General features: G+C 72.0%; 17 protein-coding genes and 1 pseudogene. 11 read left to right on the top strand and 7 right to left on the bottom strand.

What is annotated here, in order from left to right; genetic code table 11:
- Positions 1-374, bottom strand: a pseudogene (locus tag ACWEVN_RS19160) (4-hydroxy-3-methylbut-2-enyl diphosphate reductase); the annotation flags it as partial.
- Positions 375-515: 141 nt separating this feature from the next.
- On the opposite strand from ACWEVN_RS19160, the gene ACWEVN_RS19155 reads away from it, so the two are divergent.
- From ACWEVN_RS19155 to ACWEVN_RS19130, 6 genes are all read left to right on the top strand, one after another.
- Positions 516-1,235, top strand: coding sequence for a lipid droplet-associated protein (locus tag ACWEVN_RS19155; RefSeq protein WP_452052111.1), 720 nt, complete (start codon positions 516-518; stop codon positions 1,233-1,235).
- Positions 1,232-2,479 carry an exodeoxyribonuclease VII large subunit gene (gene xseA / locus ACWEVN_RS19150; protein ID WP_452052110.1) on the top strand — a complete coding sequence of 416 codons (1,248 nt, stop codon included), beginning with the start codon at positions 1,232-1,234 and terminating at the stop codon, positions 2,477-2,479. The genes ACWEVN_RS19155 and xseA overlap by 4 nt, the downstream gene beginning before the upstream one ends.
- Positions 2,476-2,880, top strand: coding sequence for a hypothetical protein (locus ACWEVN_RS19145; RefSeq protein ID WP_310973545.1), 405 nt, complete (start codon positions 2,476-2,478; stop codon positions 2,878-2,880). Before xseA ends, ACWEVN_RS19145 begins: the two co-directional genes overlap by 4 nt.
- Positions 2,877-3,104 carry an exodeoxyribonuclease VII small subunit gene (locus ACWEVN_RS19140; protein WP_449684642.1) on the top strand — a complete coding sequence of 76 codons (228 nt, stop codon included), beginning with the start codon at positions 2,877-2,879 and terminating at the stop codon, positions 3,102-3,104. The genes ACWEVN_RS19145 and ACWEVN_RS19140 overlap by 4 nt, the downstream gene beginning before the upstream one ends.
- 85 nt (positions 3,105-3,189) lie before the next feature.
- Positions 3,190-4,239 (top strand): class II fructose-bisphosphatase, encoded by a 1,050-nt coding sequence (gene glpX / locus ACWEVN_RS19135; RefSeq protein WP_449684643.1) that lies wholly within the window; start codon positions 3,190-3,192, stop codon positions 4,237-4,239.
- Between the two features lie 8 nt (positions 4,240-4,247).
- A complete protein-coding gene (locus ACWEVN_RS19130; protein WP_449684644.1) occupies positions 4,248-4,997 on the top strand; it encodes a S1 family peptidase in 750 nt (249 codons plus the stop codon).
- Between the two features lies 1 nt (position 4,998).
- On the opposite strand, the gene ACWEVN_RS19125 is transcribed toward ACWEVN_RS19130, so the two are convergent.
- From ACWEVN_RS19125 to ACWEVN_RS19105, 5 genes are all read right to left on the bottom strand, one after another.
- A complete protein-coding gene (locus ACWEVN_RS19125) occupies positions 4,999-5,988 on the bottom strand; it encodes an NAD(P)/FAD-dependent oxidoreductase (RefSeq protein ID WP_449684645.1) in 990 nt (329 codons plus the stop codon).
- 49 nt (positions 5,989-6,037) lie between these two features.
- Positions 6,038-6,685: a TetR/AcrR family transcriptional regulator gene (locus ACWEVN_RS19120; protein ID WP_452052109.1), complete on the bottom strand. Its 648-nt coding sequence runs from the start codon at positions 6,683-6,685 to the stop codon at positions 6,038-6,040.
- Between the two features lie 45 nt (positions 6,686-6,730).
- A complete protein-coding gene (locus tag ACWEVN_RS19115; protein ID WP_452052108.1) occupies positions 6,731-8,032 on the bottom strand; it encodes a lipase family protein in 1,302 nt (433 codons plus the stop codon).
- A gap of 85 nt (positions 8,033-8,117) precedes the next feature.
- Positions 8,118-8,582: an OsmC family protein gene (locus ACWEVN_RS19110; protein ID WP_449684648.1), complete on the bottom strand. Its 465-nt coding sequence runs from the start codon at positions 8,580-8,582 to the stop codon at positions 8,118-8,120.
- Positions 8,579-9,211, bottom strand: a complete 633-nt coding sequence (locus ACWEVN_RS19105; protein ID WP_449684649.1) for a GntR family transcriptional regulator — start codon at positions 9,209-9,211, stop codon at positions 8,579-8,581. Before ACWEVN_RS19105 ends, ACWEVN_RS19110 begins: the two co-directional genes overlap by 4 nt.
- 108 nt (positions 9,212-9,319) lie before the next feature.
- Here ACWEVN_RS19105 and ACWEVN_RS19100 point away from each other — a divergent pair, with 108 nt between their 5' ends.
- Together ACWEVN_RS19100 and ACWEVN_RS19095 are read left to right on the top strand one after the other, a co-directional pair.
- Positions 9,320-10,717: a class II fumarate hydratase gene (locus ACWEVN_RS19100; protein WP_449684650.1), complete on the top strand. Its 1,398-nt coding sequence runs from the start codon at positions 9,320-9,322 to the stop codon at positions 10,715-10,717.
- A complete protein-coding gene (locus tag ACWEVN_RS19095; protein ID WP_452052107.1) occupies positions 10,717-11,562 on the top strand; it encodes a helix-turn-helix domain-containing protein in 846 nt (281 codons plus the stop codon). Before ACWEVN_RS19100 ends, ACWEVN_RS19095 begins: the two co-directional genes overlap by 1 nt.
- Here ACWEVN_RS19095 and ACWEVN_RS19090 read toward each other — a convergent pair.
- Complete coding sequence (locus ACWEVN_RS19090) at positions 11,504-11,881, bottom strand: hypothetical protein (RefSeq protein WP_452052106.1); 378 nt, start codon at positions 11,879-11,881, stop codon at positions 11,504-11,506. The genes ACWEVN_RS19095 and ACWEVN_RS19090 overlap by 59 nt on opposite strands.
- Positions 11,882-11,910: 29 nt before the next feature.
- On the opposite strand from ACWEVN_RS19090, the gene ACWEVN_RS19085 reads away from it, so the two are divergent.
- The 3 genes from ACWEVN_RS19085 (at position 11,911) to ACWEVN_RS19075 (ending at position 14,619) form a co-directional block, all read left to right on the top strand.
- Positions 11,911-12,396 (top strand): substrate-binding domain-containing protein, encoded by a 486-nt coding sequence (locus tag ACWEVN_RS19085; RefSeq protein ID WP_452052105.1) that lies wholly within the window; start codon positions 11,911-11,913, stop codon positions 12,394-12,396.
- Positions 12,397-12,436: 40 nt separating this feature from the next.
- Entirely contained in the window at positions 12,437-13,969 is a 1,533-nt protein-coding gene (locus ACWEVN_RS19080) for an ATP-dependent DNA ligase (RefSeq protein WP_452052104.1), read from the top strand.
- Between the two features lie 209 nt (positions 13,970-14,178).
- Positions 14,179-14,619, top strand: coding sequence for a hypothetical protein (locus ACWEVN_RS19075; RefSeq protein WP_452052103.1), 441 nt, complete (start codon positions 14,179-14,181; stop codon positions 14,617-14,619).
- The last annotated feature ends 66 nt before the right edge of the window (positions 14,620-14,685 follow it).

Below are 14,685 nucleotides of genomic sequence, written 5' to 3'. Positions count from 1 at the left end.
TGCACCTTCGTCACCAGGGGGCAGGTCGCGTCGATCGTGCGCAGGTTCCGGTCCGCGGCCTCCTGGTGCACCATCGGCGAGACGCCGTGGGCGGAGAACACCACCAGCGCCCCCTCGGGCACCTCGGACGTCTCGTCGACGAAGATCGCGCCGCGCTCGCGCAGCGTCTCGACGACGTGCTTGTTGTGCACGATCTCCTTGCGGACGTACACCGGCGCGCCGTAGACCTCGAGGGCCTTCTCCACGGCGATCACCGCGCGGTCGACGCCTGCGCAGTAACCACGGGGTTTGGCGAGCAGGACCCGCTTGCCGGAAGCGGTTCCGGTGATCGTCGGGGTACCCGCGGGCTCGATTCCGGGACTCGCTGAACTCATGCCCCCAGGGTACGGGCAGCCACGAGACGACCTCGAAGTCCCTTTCGGGTGAGCTTCGTCCCCCTGACGAGTTGTGCCGGGCGTCACGCGCTGCGCGCGTCCGGTTGGGCAGGAGCGGCGGTCATGCGGCAGGCTGGACCCATGAAGCCATTCCCGCTCCCCCTCCGGGTCGCCGCGGGCCTCGCCGTCTCCACCGCCGAGCGGGTTCGCGAACTTCCCCGGCAGCTGGCCGGGCTCCCGGTGACCGTGGTCAGCCAGGTGCTGCAGGCCTCCATGCGGGTGCAGCAGCACGTCACCGAGCTGGCGATCAAGGGCGACAGCGCCCTGTCGAGCCTGCGCCCGATCGAAGACACCCCCAGTTGGGCGACGTTCGACGAGGACGCCGAACCGGACGTCCCGCCGGCCCGGCCGAAGTTCGCCGACGTGCCCGAGCCGCGCACGGAGATCAATGGCCGCGTGCCGTCGGCCTCCGAGCTCGAGGCCGAGCTCGGCGATCCGTGGGCCGACGAGGAACGCGCCCTCGCCGAGGACCACGCCGACGGCGAGAACGACAGCGAGGACGAGCCGCCGAAGACGCCCAAGCCCGGCACGCCCAAGGTCGACAAGAAGACCAAGAACGAGACGCCGAGGACCAGCGCCGGAGGGTACGAAGGTCCGGCCGGGCTGACCGGCTACGACCAGCTCACCCTCCCGCAGCTGCGGGCCCGGCTGCGCCAGCTGTCGATCGAGCAGCTCGAGACGATCCTCGAGTACGAACGCGCCCACGCCGACCGCGCGTCGTTCACCGGCATGCTGTCCCGCCGGATCGCCAACGCCCGCAAGACGGAAGAGGCCGGGGAAGACGGCGCGGACGGCCGGTGAGCACCGAGTCCGCACAGGCTCCCGCCAGCACCGCGGAGGCGCCGTGGCCGGTCCGGACCGTCGCGCGCAAGATCGGCGACTGGATCCACCGGCTCGGCGCGGTCTGGGTCGAAGGCCAGGTCACCCAGGTCAGCTCGCGCCCGAACACGCAGACGGCGTTCCTGACCCTGCGCGACCCTTCGGCGGACGTCTCGATGTCCGTCACCTGCCCGAACTGGCTGATCCGCGAGATGGAGCCGCCGCTGCGGGAGGGCGCGAGCGTCATCGTGCACGCGAAGCCGTCGTACTTCTTCGGCCGCGGCACGATCAGCTTGCGCGCCGACCAGATCCGCGCCGTCGGCATCGGTGAACTGCTGGCCCGGATCGAACGGCTGCGCAAGCTGCTGGCCGCCGAAGGCCTGTTCTCGCCGCAGCGCAAGCGGCCGATCCCGTTCCTGCCGAAGGGCGTCGGGCTGATCACCGGCCGCGCGTCGGCGGCGGAGCGGGACGTGCTGGCCAACGCCCAGCGCCGGTGGCCGCACGTGCGGATCAAGGTGCTCAACACGGCCGTCCAGGGCTCGCAGGCCGTCCCGCAGGTCATGCGGGCGCTGCGGATCTTCGACGCCGACCCCGAGATCGACGTCATCGTCATCGCCCGCGGCGGCGGCAGCGTCGAGGACCTGCTGCCGTTCTCCGACGAAGCGCTCTGCCGCGCGGTGTCGGCCGCCGGCACGCCCGTGGTCAGCGCGATCGGGCACGAACCCGACACCCCGCTGCTCGACCACGTCGCCGACCTGCGCTGCTCGACGCCGACCGACGCCGGCAAGCGGATCGTGCCGGACGTGCGCGAGGAGACCGAGCGGGTCCGGCAGATGCGCGACCGCGGGCGCCGCGCCCTGCACGGCTGGGTCGACACCCAGGCGCGGCTGCTCAACCAGATCCGCAGCCGCCCGGCGCTGGCCGACCCGCTGGGCCCGATCCAGCGGCGGCAGGACGACGTCGACGTCCACCGCGAACGCGCCCGCCGCGCCATGTTGAGCCTGCTGGCCAAGGACCAGGCCGAAATCGCGAACGCGCGGGCCCGGCTCACCGCGCTCGGCCCGGCGGCGACGCTGGCCCGCGGGTACGCGGTCGTGCAGTTCGTCGACGCCGAAGGCAACCTCCAGGTACTCCGCTCCGTCTCCGAAGTCGAGGCCGGTGCCCAGCTGCGCGTGCGCGTGGGCGACGGCGCGATCAAGGCGGTGGCGGAAGGAGAGCAGGAGTGAAGGTGACGTTCCTTCCGCTCACCGTGGACGCCGCCCGCCGGCTGGGCGCGCGTCCGCTGCTGGACCAGGCGGTCCGCACCGACCGGGCCGCCGCCGAGTGCTGGACGGCCCTGCTCGCCGGGTGCGGCACCGCGGCCCGCCGCGACCTGGGCCCGCAGCTGCGCCGCCTGTCCGAGGTGACGTCGATGCAGGTCGGCTCGCGCTGGTGGTTCGCCGAGGGCGCGGGGCACCGCAAGCGGGTGGCCGGGGCGCAGGAGAACCTCGAAGAGGCGATCGCGGACGGTGACGGGCAGGAGTTCGCTCTCGCCTTCGTGGGTTACGACCACGCGATGGCCAGCGCGGTAGTGTGCGCGAACAGCGCCAACCCATCAGCCCGGAAGGTCGGAGAACACCGAGCGTGAGTGAAACAGCCAGCGAGGAACTCGGCTACGAGCAGGCGCGCGACAGGCTCGTCGAGGTCGTCCGCGAGCTCGAAGCGGGCGGACTGTCGCTCGAGCAGTCGCTCGCGTTGTGGGAGAAGGGCGAGAAGCTCGCGAAGGTCTGTGAGCGCCATCTCGAAGGCGCCCGCGAGCGCATCGAGGCTGCTCTGGCCTCTGTGGAGGACGAAACCGCCGACGGTCAGTGACGTTTGCCATGCTCTCGGCATCGGGAAACCGGACAGGGATCTGACAGACTGGCTACCCGCCAGTTCCACGATCCGGGAGGCACAGATGCCCGCCGCAGACAGTCGTCGTGAAGCGCCCGACCGCAACCTCGCGATGGAGCTGGTCCGGGTCACCGAAGCGGCCGCGATGGCCGCCGGCCGGTGGGTCGGCCGCGGGGACAAGATCGGCGGGGACGGCGCGGCCGTCGACGCGATGCGCCAGCTCGTCTCGACCGTGTCCATGCGCGGGGTCGTGGTGATCGGCGAGGGCGAGAAGGACGAAGCGCCCATGCTGTTCAACGGCGAGGAAGTCGGCAACGGCGACGGCCCGGACTGCGACGTCGCGGTCGACCCGGTCGACGGCACCACGCTGATGGCCAAGGGCATGCCCAACGCCCTCGCCGTGCTCGCGGTGGCCGAGCGCGGCGCGATGTTCGACCCGTCCGCGGTGTTCTACATGGAGAAGCTGGCCGTCGGGCCGGACGCGGCCGGCAAGGTCGAGCTCGGCGCGCCGATCGCGGAGAACATCCGCCGGGTCGCCAAGGCCAAGCACAGCAGCGTCAGCGACGTCACCGTGTGCATCCTCGACCGCCCGCGCCACGAGCAGATCATCAAGGAGGTCCGCGAGGCGGGCGCGCGGATCCGGTTCATCTCCGACGGCGACGTCGCGGGCGCGATCGCCGCGGCCCGCCCGACCACCGGCGTCGACATGCTGATCGGCATCGGCGGCACCCCCGAGGGCATCATCGCGGCCTGCGCGATGAAGTGCCTCGGCGGCGAGCTGCAGGGCCGGCTGTGGCCGAAGGACGACGCCGAGCGCGAGAAGGCCCTCGGCGCCGGGCACGACCTCGACCGGATCCTGCTGAACGACGACCTCGTGCGCGGCGACAACGTCTTCTTCTGCGCCACCGGCGTCACCGACGGCGACCTGCTGCGCGGCGTCCACTACCGCGAGGGCGGGGCGACCACGCAGTCCATCGTGATGCGGTCCAAGTCCGGGACCGTCAGAATGATCGACGGCTACCACCGGCTGAACAAGCTGCGGGCGTACTCCTCGATCAACTTCGACGGCCACCTGGACGCGCCCGCCGACGACGTCGTGCCCCCGCTGCCGTAAGGAGATCCGTGCCCAGGCGACTGCTGGTTCTGCTGGCCCTGCTGCCGGTCCTGGTCCCGGGCACCGCCGCGGCCGCCCCCGCGATCGTCGGGGGCGCCGGCGCCGACCAGCCGTACCCGTTCACGGTGTCGCTGCACTCCGCGTCCGGCAAGCTGTTCTGCGCCGGCGCGCTGATCGCGCCCACCTGGGTGGTCACCGCCGCGCACTGCGCGTTCGACAAGACCCCGGCCACGATCTCGGTGCGCGCCGGCACGAACGACGTGCACCAGGGCGGCGAAACCGCTCAGGTCGCCGGGATCGTGGTGCACCCGGCGTTCAACACCCAGAGCCCGGCGGGCGACATCGCGTTGCTGCGGCTGGCCGCGCCCGCCGCGGCGGCGCCGATCGGGCTGGCGGCGGCCGCGTCGCCGGGGACCGCGACCCGGATCCTCGGCTGGGGTCAGACCTGCCCGAAGCTGAACTGCGGCGAGCTCCCCACGACGCTGCAGCAGCTCGACACGCGGATCGTCGAAGGCACCAAGTGCACATCGGTGTTCGACGGCACGGCCGAGCTGTGCACCGACAACCCCGGCGGCAAGTCCGGGGCGTGCTTCGGCGATTCCGGCGGCCCGGAGATCGTGCGCGACGGCGACCACTGGCAGCTCGTCGGCGTTACCAGCCGGCCGGGCAACAACGAACCGGAATGCGCGACGGCGCCGTCGATCTACACCTCCGTCGTCGCCTACGCACCCTGGATCGCGGAGAAGACGAAGGCCTGACCTACTCGGCGTTGCTCGAGTGGCCCGGGAACAGGTGGGCGTCCGGATCGAGCGCGACGGCGATGTTGTTGACGGCCGTCGCGGCCTCGCCGAAGCCGGTCGCGATCAGCTTCACCTTCCCCGGGTACGCGGCGACGTCGCCGGCCGCGTAGACGCGTTCGCGCGCGGTCGCCATCGTCGAGTCCACGGCGATCGCGCGGTGGTGGATCTCCAGGCCCCAGCTCTCGATCGGGCCCAGGTCGGCGGTGAACCCGAGCGCCGCGACGACGGCATTGGCCGCAAGCCGCTCTTCGCCGCTGCCCTTGATCGAGACGTCGACGGCTTCGAGCGAGCCGTCCGGCGCTTCGACGAACCGCGTGACCTCGGCGTCGGTGATGATCCGGGTGCCGAGCTCGCGCGCTTGCCGGACGATCGACTCGGCGGCGCGGAACTTCGCGCGCCGGTGCACCAGCGTCACGCTCGCCGCGACCGGGTGCAGCGCGAGGATCCAGTCGAACGCCGAGTCACCGCCGCCGACGACCACGACGTGCTGCCCCGCGTGCGCCTGCAGCGAGGGGACGAAGTGGACCATGCCGCGGCCCAGCCAGCCGTCGCCGGCCGGCAGCGGGCGCGGGGTGAACTCGCCGATGCCCGCGGTGATCAGCACCGCGCGGGCCCGCAGCGTCTCGCCGCCGTCGAGGGTCAGCTCGACGCCGTCGGCGGCCGGCTCCAGCTTTTCGGCCTTGCGGCCCAGCAGGTACTTCGGCTTGAACGGCGCGGCCTGCCGCACCAGGCCCTCGACCAGATCGCGGCCGCGGACCTCGGCGAACCCGCCGACGTCGTAGATCATCTTCTCGGGGTACATCGCGGTCACCTGGCCACCGGGCTCGGGCAGCGAGTCGACCACCGCCATCGAGAGGCCGCGGAACCCGGCGTAGTAGGCGGCGAACAGGCCCGTCGGGCCCGCGCCGATGATCACGATGTCGTAGGAGTCCCCAGGGACTTCAGTCATGCTCGCTCCAGCCAGTGGTGGATGGCGGTGATCGAGAACACAGCCGATCCTAGCCGGATTGCGCGGGGATGTTCCGGTGTCCGTGGAGGCCGAGCAGCCAGGTGTGCCGGATGGCTTCGCGGGCGTGGTCGTAGGCGTCGTCGGTGGCGAGCCAGATGGCCTGGGTGAGCAGTTCGATCGTCGCGGCGACGACGGTCCGCGCCGTGAACGGCGGCGGCAGCGGCCGGCCCGGCTCGGTCGTGCGCAGCCACACCGCCGTCCGGTCGAACACCGCTTCGCTCGCGCGCAGCATCTCCTCGCGTGCTTCGAGGCCCGCGTCGCCGAGGGCGTAGATCTCCAGCAGGACCGCGCGGGCCACCACCGGACGGCGGCGCACGTAGTCGACGACGACGTCGCCGCACGCGGTGACGGCGTCGAGCGGGCTCGGGGCCTCGACGGCCGCCGCGACGCCCTGGTCGAGGAATTCCGCGGTCACCGCCCGGTAGGCGGCCAGGAACGCGGCCTGCTTGCCGGTGAACTGCTCGTAGAACGACGTGCGGGAGACCCCCGCCGCCGCCGTGATGTGGCCGACCGTGGTGGCCGCGTAGCCGCGTTCGCCGACGTTGACCAGGACCGCCTCGACCAGCCGGGCGCGCTGGACCTGCGCCACCTCTTCCCGGCTGAGGCTGTGCGGCCCTTTGGGGAGACGGGTCTGCATCGCGGCACCGTACCCGGCGGGCGGCCCCGCCGGGTACGGCCGCCGTCAGGCCGGCTGTTCCGGGTCGAGCGCGTTGCCCGCGGGGATGCGCCCGCAGCTCGACGGCGCCGCCTTCCCGGCGAACCGGTCGGCCAGCCAGGCAATCGCCGCGGGCGCCCACGCCGCCGCGCCGCCGACGTGGCTGAGCGCGTCGTACTGCGTGTACTTGATCGAGCGGTTGCCGGTGGCGCAGTACTGGCGGGCCAGCGCCCGGACGTCACCGGCCACCATCACGCCGTCACCGGTGCCGATGCCCGGGAGGTTGCTCGTGGTCCCTTCCAGGAACCCGGCGTTGCCCTGCGCGATGAAGCCGGGCACCGACGGGGTCGGCGCGGACCCGATGTTGACCTTGTTCACCGCAGCGACGAACGGCGGCACCGAGTTCGGGTTCGCGTACGCGGGCTTCGCGATCTTCTGCCACGTCAGGCCCGGGTACCGGCCCAGGGCGGTGATGATCGACGCGTGCTCCAGCTCGTCGAGCACCTTCAGCCCGTACTCGCTCGCGTACGGCCGCAGGTCGATGTCGTAGCTGCGCGCGACGCCGATCAGCGCCATCGGGATGACGCCGGACCAGACCGGGCTGCCGCCGACGTACTTCAGGTTGTGCGCGGGGTCGACGAGCACGCCGCCTTCGGTGAAACCGACGAGGTTTTCGTTGACGTCCGGGGCATAACTCGGCGCCAGCGCGGCCGCCCAGCCGGTCGCGATCGCCCCGCCCGAGTAGCCGAGGAGGCCGAACTTCGTGCTCTTGGTCATCCCCGTCGCGGCCGAGCTCGTCACGGCCCGGATCGAGTCGAGCGTGTTCGTGCCGTACTCCGGCCCGGCGGCGAAGTCCGCGGTCTGCCCTTCGGTGTCGGGCACGACGACGTTGTAGCCCAGCAGGAGCGACGGCAGGAGCAGCAGCGACTCGCCGTTGGGCAGGAGGCCGCCGAGGGTGACGTCGCCGGCGATCGCCCGCGACGGCGCGTCCGCGGGGTCGAGCGAATCGTAGGCCGACTGGTACGACACGGCTTTCGTGGTGTCGCCGGTGATGCTGCGGACGACCGAGGTGACGTTCGCGGCCGGGCGGCCCTGCGCGTCGGTGGTCCGGTAGAGCAGCTGGACGGCCCGCACCGGCGTCGCGAGCCCGACGACGTGGTAGGCCAGGGTCCGGGTCTTGAGGACGGTCCCGGGCGCGTAGGACGACAGCGGCGCGCTGCCGTCGTAGGAGTAGAAGGAATCGGACGACGCGGCAGCGGCCGGAGTGGCCGGGGCGGCGGCGAGGGTCAGCGCGAGCGCGGCGGCGAACGCGGCGGTGCGAACGGTCATGACTCCCCTTTGAATCATGAAGCTGATCACGCGGATCGCCGTAACCTACCAGCGAGTAGGTGTCATGTACAGCCGCGTACACGATCTAGCGGCACCGCACCACCGGGACGTGCCGCACCGGGAAGTTCACCGAGTTCGCGATGAAGCACTGCTCGTGGGCGTCGTGGTGCAGCGCGGTCGCCTTTTCGGCCATGCTCGCGCCGGCCACCGTCACCTCCGGGCGCAGGACCACTTCGGCGAAACGGCCGCCGTGGGTGCCGTCCTCGCGCATGACACCGCTCGCGTGGTCGACGTAGCCGGTGACCACCACGCCCGCGCGGGCGCACACCGACAGGTACGTCAGCAGGTGGCACTGCGACAGCGTCGCGACGAGCAGGTCTTCGGGGTTCCAGCGGTCGGCCGCGCCCAGGAATCCCGGGTCGGCGGAGGCCGCCAGCGTGGGCTTGCCCGCCGCCTCGACGTCGTGGTCGCGGACGTAGCCGCGGTAGTGCGTGGTGCCGGGGTCGCCGCTCCAGCGCACCGTGACCGCGTAGTGGTGTTCCCTCCTCATGCTCCGGTTCCTCCCAGTGCGGACATCGTCGACAGGACGTGGGCGCGGGCCAAGGCGGCGGCGTCTTCGGGCCGCCCCTCGGTGATGGCGGCGACCAGGTGCCGGTGTTCCGCGTCGACCTGCGCGGTCCGGGCCGGCGCGGCCAGCGAGGCCCGGGTGGAGACGGTGATCCGATCCCAGAGCCGGTCGAGCGCCTCGGCCGCCGGCGGGTTGCCGGCGAGCACCGCGATGTGGCCGTGGAACGCCCGGTTGTGCCGGACGCCTTCGGCGAGATCGCCGCTCCGGGTCGCGCGATCCGCTTCGTCGGCGAGGTCCCCGAGGCGAGCCAGGTCGGCGGGCGCGAGTTCGCCCGCCCGACAGCGCTCCGCCGCCAGTTCCGCGGTCAACGCCTCCAGCGCGGCCCGCACGAGGTAGGCGTCCCGCAGGGCCTTCTCCCCCAGTTCGACCACGGTCACCCCGCGGCGGGCGGGCTCCACCAGGCCGTCGCTTTCCAGGCGCCGCAACGCTTCCCGCACCGGAGTGCGGCTGACGCCGAGCCGGTCGCACAGCTCCTGCTCGGTCACCGGCCGCCCCGCCGGGTAGGTCCCGAGCACGATCAGGCCGCGGACCTCGTCGTAGACCGAGTTCACGGACCACCTCCCGTTTCGCATCCAATGTATACAAAGGATACCTTCGCAGGCAACAGGGTGGTCGACGCCACCACGCGCCGACCGGCGATCAGGGCCAGAATCGGTGTCATGGCTGATCAGGAATACCGGATCGAACACGACACCATGGGCGAGGTCCGCGTGCCTGCCGACGCGCTCTACCGCGCGCAGACCCAGCGGGCCGTGGAGAACTTCCCCATCTCCGGCCGGGGCCTGGAGCGCGCCCAGATCCGCGCGCTCGGCCTGCTCAAGGCGGCCGCCGCGCGGGTGAACCGCAAGCTGGGCGTGCTCGACGCCGACGTCGCCGAGGCCATCGCGGCCGCCGCCGACGAAGTCGCCGCCGGGGCGCACGACGCGCACTTCCCGATCGACGTCTTCCAGACCGGGTCCGGGACGTCGTCGAACATGAACGCCAACGAGGTCATCGCCACCCTCGCGTCACGGGCCCTCGGGCGGGACGTGCACCCGAACGACCACGTCAACGCGTCGCAGTCGTCGAACGACACCTTCCCGACGACGATCCACGTCGCCGCCACCGAGGCCGTCCTGAAGGACGTCATCCCGGCGCTGGAGTACCTGGCCGGCGCGATCGAGGTCCGCGCCGCCGAGTGGGCCGACGTGGTCAAGTCCGGCCGCACGCACCTGATGGACGCCGTCCCGATCACGCTCGGCCAGGAGGCCGGCGCGTGGGCGTCGCAGATCCGCTTCGGCGTCGAACGCCTGAAGTCCGGCCTGCCGCGGCTGGGCGAGCTGCCGATCGGCGGCACGGCCGTCGGTTCGGGCCTGAACGCGCCGGACGGCTTCGGCTCGTCGGTCGCCGCGGAACTCGCCACGGTCACCGGGCTGCCGCTGACCGAGGCCCGCGACCACTTCGAGGCGCAGGCGACGCAGGACAGCGTCGTCGAGACGTCCGGGCACCTGCGCACGATCGCCGTGTCGCTCAACAAGATCGCCAACGACCTGCGCTGGCTGGGCTCCGGCCCGCGCACCGGCCTGGCCGAGCTGGCGCTGCCGGACCTGCAGCCGGGTTCGTCGATCATGCCGGGCAAGGTGAACCCGGTGATCCCGGAGGCGACGCTGCAGGTGGTCGCCCAGGTGATCGGCAACGACGCCGCCGTCGCGTTCGCCGGCGCGGCGGGCAACTTCCAGCTCAACGTGAACCTGCCGGTGATCGCCCGGAACGTCCTCGAATCCGCGCGGCTGCTCGCGGCGGTGTCCCGGCTGCTGGCCGACAAGGTGTTCGCGGGCATCACGGTGAACACCGAACGCACGCGCACCTACGCCGAGGGTTCGCCGTCGATCGTGACGCCGTTGAACAAGTACATCGGCTACGAAGAAGCGGCCGCGGTCGCGAAGCAGGCGTTGAAGGAGCTCAAGACGATCCGCGAGGTCGTCATCGAGCGCGGGTACGTCCGCGACGGGAAGCTCACCGAGGAGCAGCTGGACGAGGCGCTCGACGTGCTGCGCATGGCCCGCGGCGGGAAGTGATGGGTGACGCCGCCGGGCTGGGCGCCTTCCTGAAGGCCCGTCGCGCCGCCCTCGACCCCGCCGACCTGGGCCTGCCGCCCGGGGTCACCCACCGGCGGGTCAAGGGCCTGCGCCGCGAGGAACTGGCGCAGCTGGCCGGCATCAGCGTCGACTACTACACGCGGCTGGAGCAGGGCCGCGCGAAGAACGTCTCGGACGCGGTCCTCGACGCCATCGCGCGGGCCCTGCGGCTCGACCCGGGCGAGGAGGCCTACCTGCACAACCTCGCCGCCCCGAAGCGCCGGGAAAAGCCCGCGCCCCAGCGGGTCCGGCCGGAGCTGCAGCACCTGCTGGACGCCATCCAGGCACCGGCGTTCGTCTTCGGCCGGTACCTGGACGTGCTGGCCTGGAACGCCCTCGGCGGCGCGGTCGCGTTCGACTTCGCCCACCTCGAAGAGCGCAGCATGCCGAAGCTCGTCTTCACCGACGAACGCGCGAAGGAGCTGCACCCGGAGTACGACGCGGTGTGCCGCGAGCTCGTCGCGAACCTGCGCGCGGAGAGCGGCCGGCACCCCGGCGACCCGCGGTTCGCGCAGCTGGTCGACGAGCTTTCGCTGGCCAGCGCCCGGTTCCGCCGGTTGTGGGCCGAGCACGCCGTCCAGGAGAAGGCGCAGGGCTGGAAGCTGTTCGCGAACCCCGTGGCCGGCGAGCTGCGGCTGCACTACCAGACGTTGCGCCTGCCGGACGACCCCGACCAGGGCCTGGTCGTCTACCACGCCGAACCGGGGTCGGCTTCCGAACGCGCGCTCAGCTTGCTGGCCAGTTGGATCGCCGCCGGTGAACGACCGGTGAACACTCACCCGTAGCCGTCCCGCGCCGCGCCGACCGGATCAAGGACGACCGCAAGCAGCGGCGGGCCACCTGGCCGGTCGTCACGACGGCGGTCGGGGTGCTGCTCACCGGCGCCTTGCTGGCGACGCTGCTCGTCTCGTGGTCGCGGCCGGCCGAGTCCGCGCAGTGCGCCACCGGGAAGCTGTCGGTCGAGGGGTCGAGCGCGTTCGTCCCGATCATGGACAGCATCGCCGCCGGGTACCACGGCCAGTGCGACGGCGCCGCGATCACCACCCGCGCGACCGGCAGCGTCACCGGGGTCCGGGCGCTCGCGCCGGTCGGCGCCGCGGACAAGGACGGGCTGGCGGTGCTCTCCGACCGCCGTGGTCGTCTACAGCTTGGTCGTCGACCGCGCCGCCGGCGTCGACCGGCTGACGACCCAGCAGGTCGAAGACATCTTCAGCGGCCGGGTGCGGAACTGGGACCAGCTGCGGCCGGGGCCGTCGGTGCCGATCGGGATCGTCAGGCGCGGGCAGGAATCGGGCACGCGCAAGACGTTCGAGCGGAAGGTGCTCGGCGGCGCGGAGGACCGGCTGACGTCGGACTCGTGCCGCAAGCCCCGAACGCGACCCGGCCGCGGCGACCACCCGCTGCGAGCGCGGCACGACCGCCGAGGTGCTCACCGAGGTCGCCGCCGTGCCGCGCGCGATCGGGTACGCCGACGTCCTGGCGGCGAGAGCGTGCTGAAGCGGTTCCTGGACTACCTGGCCGGCCCGACCGCGCGGGCCGAGCTGCAGGACGCCGGGTACACCCCCTGCGTGACCAAGGACAGCCTGCTCGACCCCCTCTGCACCAGGCCGGACATCTGACCAACCGGAAATTGTCGGTGGTTCGGGTCATGATGTCCGGGTGTTGCTGAGCGAGTTGGTCCGGGCGTCCGCCGAGCTGGCGGCGACGAGGTCCAGGAAGGCGAAGATCGCCCTCCTGGCCGCGGTGCTGCGCGCCGCCGAGATGGCCGAGCTGCCGGTGGTGATCGCGTACCTGACCGGGCAGACGGCGCAGGACAGGCTGGGGGCGGGCTGGCGCACCCTGGCCGGGCTGGGCGCCGGGTCGCTACCGGAGCCGGTCGTCACGGTCACCGAGGTCGACGCGGCGCTCACCGCCGCGGCCGGCGTCGCAGCGGGCACGGGCTCCGCGACGCGGCGGCAAGAGGTGCTGCGGGCATTGTTCGAGCGGCTCACGAAGGACGAGCAGCAGTTCATGTTCCGGCTGGTCACCGGCGAGCTGCGGCAAGGCGCGCTGGAGGGCGTGATGGTCGACGCCGTCGCGGCCGCGGCCGAGGTGCCGGCCGAGGACGTGCGGCGGGCGTTCATGCTGTCCGGGAAGCTGGGCGTCACCGGGGTCGCGGCGATGACCGGCGGGCAGGCCGCGCTGGCGGACTTCCGGCTGACCCTGGGCACGCCGATCAAGCCGATGCTGGCGTCGCCGGCGGAGTCGCTGGACGAAGCCGTCGCCGAGCACGCCGAGGCGATCGTCGAGTACAAGATGGACGGTGCGCGGATCCAGGTGCACCGCCAGGGCGACGAGGTGCACGTCTGGACGAGGACGCTGCGGGAGATCACCGGGAGCGTGCAGGAACTGGTCGAGCTCGTGCGGGCGCTGCCGTGCGAGTCGGTGGTGCTCGACGGCGAAACCCTGGCCCTGACCGACGCCGGGCGGCCGCGGCCGTTCCAGGACACCATGAGCCGGTTCGGCAGCACCCGCGAGGAACAGGTCAAGGCGCTGCTGCTGCGGCCGTACTTCTTCGACTGCCTGCACCTCGACGGCGTCGACCTGCTGGACGCGCCGCTGTCGGAGCGCAACGCAGCCTTGCGGAAGGTCGCCGGGGCGCACGTGATCCCCGGCGAGATCGGTACTTCGCAGGCGGCTTCGGTGCTGGAGGCGGCGATGGAAGCCGGCCACGAAGGGGTGATGGTCAAGGACCTGGCGTCGCCGTACGCGGCCGGGCGGCGCGGGCGGGCGTGGCTGAAGGTCAAGCCGGTGCACACGATCGACCTGGTGGTGCTGGCGGCGGAGTGGGGGCACGGCCGGCGCACCGGCACGCTGTCGAACCTCCACCTGGGCGCCCGCGATCCGGACGGCGGCCCGCCGATCATGGTGGGCAAGACGTTCAAGGGCATGACCGACGAGCTGCTGGCGTGGCAGACGAGGACGTTCCAGGAGATCGAAACCCACCGCGACGACTGGACGGTGTACGTCCGGCCGGAGGTCGTGGTCGAGATCGAGCTGGACAGCGCGCAGGTGTCGACGCGTTACCCCGGTGGCCTGGCGCTGCGGTTCGCCCGGGTGGTCCGCTACCGGCCGGACAAGGACCCGGCCGAGGCGGACACGATCGACACGGTCCGCGGCCTGCTGCACGGCGACCGGTCGGAAGGGAGCTGACAGACGACAGACGAAAGTCGGTGGTGCCCACGGTCCTTCCAGACCACAGTGGAGGTTGGTCGAGCCGGAGCCGGCGTTCGACGAATTCGACGTGCGCCAGGCGCGATTTGACGAGAATTTTCCCGACACCGCCCGCGGCGAAGAATCCCTAAAGTGCGCTCCTTCACAAGGTTCCCGCTCATTCCCGAGCGGTCATGGAGGAGCAACCAGTGGTCAGCAAGGAACAGATGAAGGCGGCCATCCACGCGGCCTTCGACGGCGCCGTCGAAGACGGGGCGAGCTACACGAAGGTGTACGCCGCGGAGATCCGGCAGAAGAACTACCTGGTCTTCCGGACCACCTCGGTGGCCAACTTCGCGCTGGGCTTCCAGCCGGGGCAGACCGATCTCGTCCTCGTCCCGCTCGAGGAGAAGAACGGCACCGTCACGGCGGGCACCCCGCTGACGATCAACGACGCCAACCGGGCGTCGGTCAGGAAGCGCGACCTCCAGGGCCGGTTCGTCATCAAGACGACCGACGGCCGGACGTTCCGGCTGAGCATCATCCCGTCGGTGGCGAAGCTTCTGGCCGTCTCGTACCAGCTGCCGGTCGAGCAGAAGGCGGAGTACGAGGCGTTCGTCGCGCTCCGGGACTCGCTGCTCGCGGCCTGACGACCGGCGCCCCGGTGCGGACTTCGCCGGGGCGCACCCCTCCACCGTGGTTCCTATGTCCACTGT

The organism is Amycolatopsis sp. NPDC003861, from assembly GCF_053605405.1.
The sequence above is the reverse complement of the archived record's forward strand: the minus strand, read 5'-3'. Positions and strand labels throughout refer to the sequence as shown.

Bases quoted from the DNA above. Each gene is read 5' to 3' on its own strand.
- ACWEVN_RS19095 (WP_452052107.1), top strand. From the start codon at position 10,717: ATGGGTGACGCCGCCGGGCTGGGCGCCTTCCTGAAGGCCCGTCGCGCC.
- ACWEVN_RS19115 (WP_452052108.1), bottom strand. From the start codon at position 8,032: ATGACCGTTCGCACCGCCGCGTTCGCCGCCGCGCTCGCGCTGACCCTC.
- ACWEVN_RS19125 (WP_449684645.1), bottom strand. From the start codon at position 5,988: ATGACTGAAGTCCCTGGGGACTCCTACGACATCGTGATCATCGGCGCG.
- ACWEVN_RS19100 (WP_449684650.1), top strand. From the start codon at position 9,320: ATGGCTGATCAGGAATACCGGATCGAACACGACACCATGGGCGAGGTC.
- glpX (WP_449684643.1), top strand. From the start codon at position 3,190: ATGCCCGCCGCAGACAGTCGTCGTGAAGCGCCCGACCGCAACCTCGCG.
- ACWEVN_RS19120 (WP_452052109.1), bottom strand. From the start codon at position 6,685: ATGCAGACCCGTCTCCCCAAAGGGCCGCACAGCCTCAGCCGGGAAGAG.
- ACWEVN_RS19155 (WP_452052111.1), top strand. From the start codon at position 516: ATGAAGCCATTCCCGCTCCCCCTCCGGGTCGCCGCGGGCCTCGCCGTC.
- ACWEVN_RS19110 (WP_449684648.1), bottom strand. From the start codon at position 8,582: ATGAGGAGGGAACACCACTACGCGGTCACGGTGCGCTGGAGCGGCGAC.